The 3,418-nt window shown below is 64.8% G+C and carries 3 protein-coding genes and 1 tRNA gene; 1 reads left to right on the forward strand and 3 read right to left on the reverse strand.

Features of this window, described 5'->3' with window-relative positions; translation table 11 throughout:
- Positions 1–2: 2 nt before the first annotated feature.
- Positions 3–1,088, reverse strand: coding sequence for an IS630 family transposase (locus P8014_RS20345; protein ID WP_337819161.1), 1,086 nt, complete (start codon positions 1,086–1,088; stop codon positions 3–5).
- 346 nt (positions 1,089–1,434) lie between these two features.
- Positions 1,435–1,511: transfer RNA gene (locus P8014_RS20350), tRNA-Arg, on the reverse strand.
- Between the two features lie 171 nt (positions 1,512–1,682).
- Between P8014_RS20350 and P8014_RS20355 the strand changes: the two genes are divergently transcribed.
- Complete coding sequence (locus tag P8014_RS20355; protein WP_337819162.1) at positions 1,683–2,528, forward strand: hypothetical protein; 846 nt, start codon at positions 1,683–1,685, stop codon at positions 2,526–2,528.
- 4 nt (positions 2,529–2,532) lie between these two features.
- Here the strand turns inward: P8014_RS20355 and P8014_RS20360 are convergent, their stop codons facing one another.
- On the reverse strand, positions 2,533–3,108 hold the full coding sequence (locus tag P8014_RS20360) for an EF-hand domain-containing protein (RefSeq protein ID WP_337819163.1): 576 nt from the start codon (positions 3,106–3,108) through the stop codon (positions 2,533–2,535).
- Positions 3,109–3,418 lie beyond the last annotated feature (310 nt).

Consider the following 3,418-nt stretch of genomic DNA (forward strand, 5'->3'; position numbering starts at 1 on the left):
TATTAAGTAAGATGAGTCGCAGCACGGGCAACGGACGCCAGGATGGTGTCGGCGCTCTTGTGCCAGACGAACGGTTTCGGGTCGGCGTTGTGCGTGTCGATGTAGTGGCGGATGGATTGTTCGAGGTCGGCCACGCTAGTGTGTGTGCCACGCTTGATCCACTTCTCGCTGATCTGCCCGAAGAATCGCTCGACCAGGTTGAGCCAGGACGCGGAGGTGGGCGTGAAGTGCACGTGATAGCGCGGATGCTGCGCAAACCACGCGCGCACTTTTTCCGTCTTGTGCGTGCCGTAGTTGTCCATGATCAGGTGAACCTCTTGGTCCTTCGGCACCGTGGCATCGATCGTCTTGAGGAACTGCAGGAACTCCACGCTGCGGTGCCGGCGCTTGAGCTGGCCGATCACCTTGCCCGTGGCGATGTCCAGTGCGGCGAACAGGGAGGTGGTGCCATGGCGCTGGTAGTCGTGCGTGCGTGTCGCCGGCTGACCGAAGGTCAACGGCAGCCCCGGTTGCGTGCGGTTGAGGGCCTGGATCTGGCTCTTCTCGTCCACGCACAGCACCAGGGCGCGATCCGGCGGGGCCAGGTAGAGCCCCACCACGTCACGCACCTTGTCCACGAAGTACGGGTCGGTGGACAGCTTGAACGTCTCCTGCAAGTGCGGCTTCAGGCCGAAGGCATGCCAGATGCGCTGCACCGTCGCCGGCGATACGCCGGTGGCGCGGCCCATCGTGCGCACGCTCCAGTGCGTGGCGTCGACCGGTGTGCTCTGACGCACCTTGTTCACGATCGTCTGGACTTTTTCATCATTCACCGTGCGCGGGCGTCCCGTCCGCGGGGCATCGGTCAAACCGGCCATCCGGTACGCCGTATAGCGGCGTCGCCATTTGGACACGGTCTGGATCGTCGTGTGCAGGCGCTCGGCGATGACCGTGCCCGATTGGCCGTCGGCGCAGCCCAGTACGATACGGATGCGCAGCTTCTCGTCTTCCGGTGCTTTGCGAATGCGCAAGCGCGCTTGCAGCTCGGCGCGCTCGGCATCTGTGATCGGCAGCTTCGTAACGGGACGTCCGGGGCCGGCCATCGCCATAGTCTCCAATACAGGAAAACACTTCGACAGCTACATCTCTGAATAGTTCTATTTATTTTTGAGACACCACACTAGAGCGGTGCTCGGGATGAAAATGTGGGTCGATTGATTCCGTTTAGAAAGGCACCGCGCGCTACGTAATTCGGCCCGTCAAGCGATCTGCTGTAAACGTTAACGGTCCAGTTGCCTCGGCATGATTGACGCTGCGAATGATTGGATGATCGTTGCGGCGCTTATGGTTTCTTGCCTAGTCTGCCATGGGCAGAAGAAGTCTGCGGACAGGATGCCAGAACTCGGACAAGTTATTGAAAGATTGATAGCCCGGCTGGAATAAAATTGGGGGGAATGGCGCACCCGACAGGATTCGAACCTGTGGCCTTCGCCTTCGGAGGGCGACGCTCTATCCAGCTGAGCTACGGGTGCATACCGTTCGCGAGATGCTTACGCCATGCTTACGCAAGATTTTCGGCGGCATGAAGAGCGAACCCGACATTCGCTCAAACCGTTGTTTAGTCACTTCTTTCTTCCAACACCATCAGCCATCGCCAGACTTGACATCCGCCTTCGGAGTCATACGCCGCTGCCGGGAGCGAAATGCTGACGAAATTGCTGGCGCCGCTCGCCGCCGCGTTGTCGCGCGTCGGCAGCCACGGCACGCTGATCCTCGCCGGCTCGATCTTCGTCGGTCTCGACCTGCCGGGGCTTACCAGCGTCTTCAAGCCCTATCTCGGCCCGGCCATCGTCTTCATGCTCATTCTGGCCTTCCTGCGGGTCGATCCCGCGGAGATGCGCCGGCACTGGACGCGGCCCGGCCTGATCGCGGCGGCGGTCGTCTGGTGCATGCTGGTGGTGCCGGCCGTGATGTGCACGCTGGCGCTGGCGCTCGGCGTCGGCCACCACATGCCGGGACTGTTCTTTATGCTGGTGCTGCAACTGTCGGCGCCGGGCCTGATCTCGTCGCCGGCGGTCTCCGCCCTGCTCGGCCTCAAGCTGTTCGCCATCATCGCCGGCAGCGCGCTGACCGCCATGATCGTCCGCCGGCTCGCCGGCAGCGCCTTCATCGAGGCCCAGCGCGAGCGCATCGACGGCCTGAGCGTGCTCGCCATGGCGCTGTTCGCCATCGCGGCCATGGACGGCGTCGCCGGACACATCCGGTCAAGCCCGCTGCTGGTCTTGGGTCTGCTCGTGCTTGGCTTCGTGCTGGCGCTCGGGCAGATCGCGGTGACCGCCTTCGTGTTCCGCCCGGCCGGCCGTGCTCGCGCCTTCGCCATCGGGTTGATCGCCGCCAGCCGCAACATGGGCCTGATGCTGACCGCCACCGGCTTCGGCGTGCCCGAGGTGGCGAGGCTTTATTTCGCGCTCGCGCAGTTCCCGATCTACCTCTTGCCGCACCTGCTCAAGCCGCTGGCGCAGCGGGTGCAGATCGAGCCTGCGGATTGAGGGCTTAAGCGGTGGTCGACGCGGCGGCGCTCGACGACGAACCGCCCGCGATCTGCGCCTGCATCTTGATCAGCTTGTCGAACAGATTGGCCTGGCTGGCGCCGCCCGCCGGCGCGGTGGCCGAAGAGCCGCCGGCAAGCCGGTGGCCATGGCCGCGATGCATCGCCGTCGCCAGTTCGCCCTTGCTGATATCGCCATCGCCGTCGGTGTCGAGCTTGCCGAACAACGCGTCGGCGCTGGAGGTATCGACACCTGCCTTCTTCGCCGCCGTCTCGAATTCGCCCTTGCTGATGCTGCCGTCGCCGTCGGCGTCGAGCCGCGCGAACGCGCTCTTGCCATCGGGACCGCCCTGCCCCTGCGCGGCGATCAGCGCGGCAAGCGTCCCGCTCGACAGCGCCGGCGTGCCCTGGCCCGAGCCGGCGACCGCCTTTGCCGGTTCGCTGCTGTTGCCGGTCAGCGCCTGCCCGAGCGACGAGAACAGGTTGTCGCCGGTCTTGGCCGCGCCGGACGCCGTGCCCGACTTCAGGACCGTATTTAGAAGCGACAGCGCACTGCTGGCCGCACCAATCCACGGAAACATGACCACAACGCTCCTTGGGCATCGCCAGTCGCCCGGCGGACCTCACCCCGTACCAAACATCTTCCCGATCGTTTGGCACGACGGGCTTCGCCCCGTGCCAAACGAGACGCAAGACCCGCGCCAAGGCCCGGGGAAAGCGAAAAACCCCTGTCCCGCTTGCACTTGTCCACAGCCGGCCGTCCGCCGCATGGCGCCGGGAGCCCGCCAGACCCGGCAAATTCTGCCGGTTTTCCGGCGCAAACTGCCGGGCCCGGACCACCCGCCGCGTCGCGTTGCCGGCCGCCACGCCGCGTGGTACGCGACTGGCCTC

The organism is Acidihalobacter sp. (assembly GCF_037381185.1).
GTDB lineage: Bacteria > Pseudomonadota > Gammaproteobacteria > DSM-5130 > Acidihalobacteraceae > Acidihalobacter_A.

Excerpts from the sequence above, each read along its gene's own strand:
- P8014_RS20345 (WP_337819161.1), bottom strand. The coding sequence starts at position 1,088 with ATGGCGATGGCCGGCCCCGGACGTCCCGTTACGAAGCTGCCGATCACA.
- P8014_RS20355 (WP_337819162.1), top strand. The coding sequence starts at position 1,683 with ATGCTGACGAAATTGCTGGCGCCGCTCGCCGCCGCGTTGTCGCGCGTC.
- P8014_RS20360 (WP_337819163.1), bottom strand. The coding sequence starts at position 3,108 with ATGTTTCCGTGGATTGGTGCGGCCAGCAGTGCGCTGTCGCTTCTAAAT.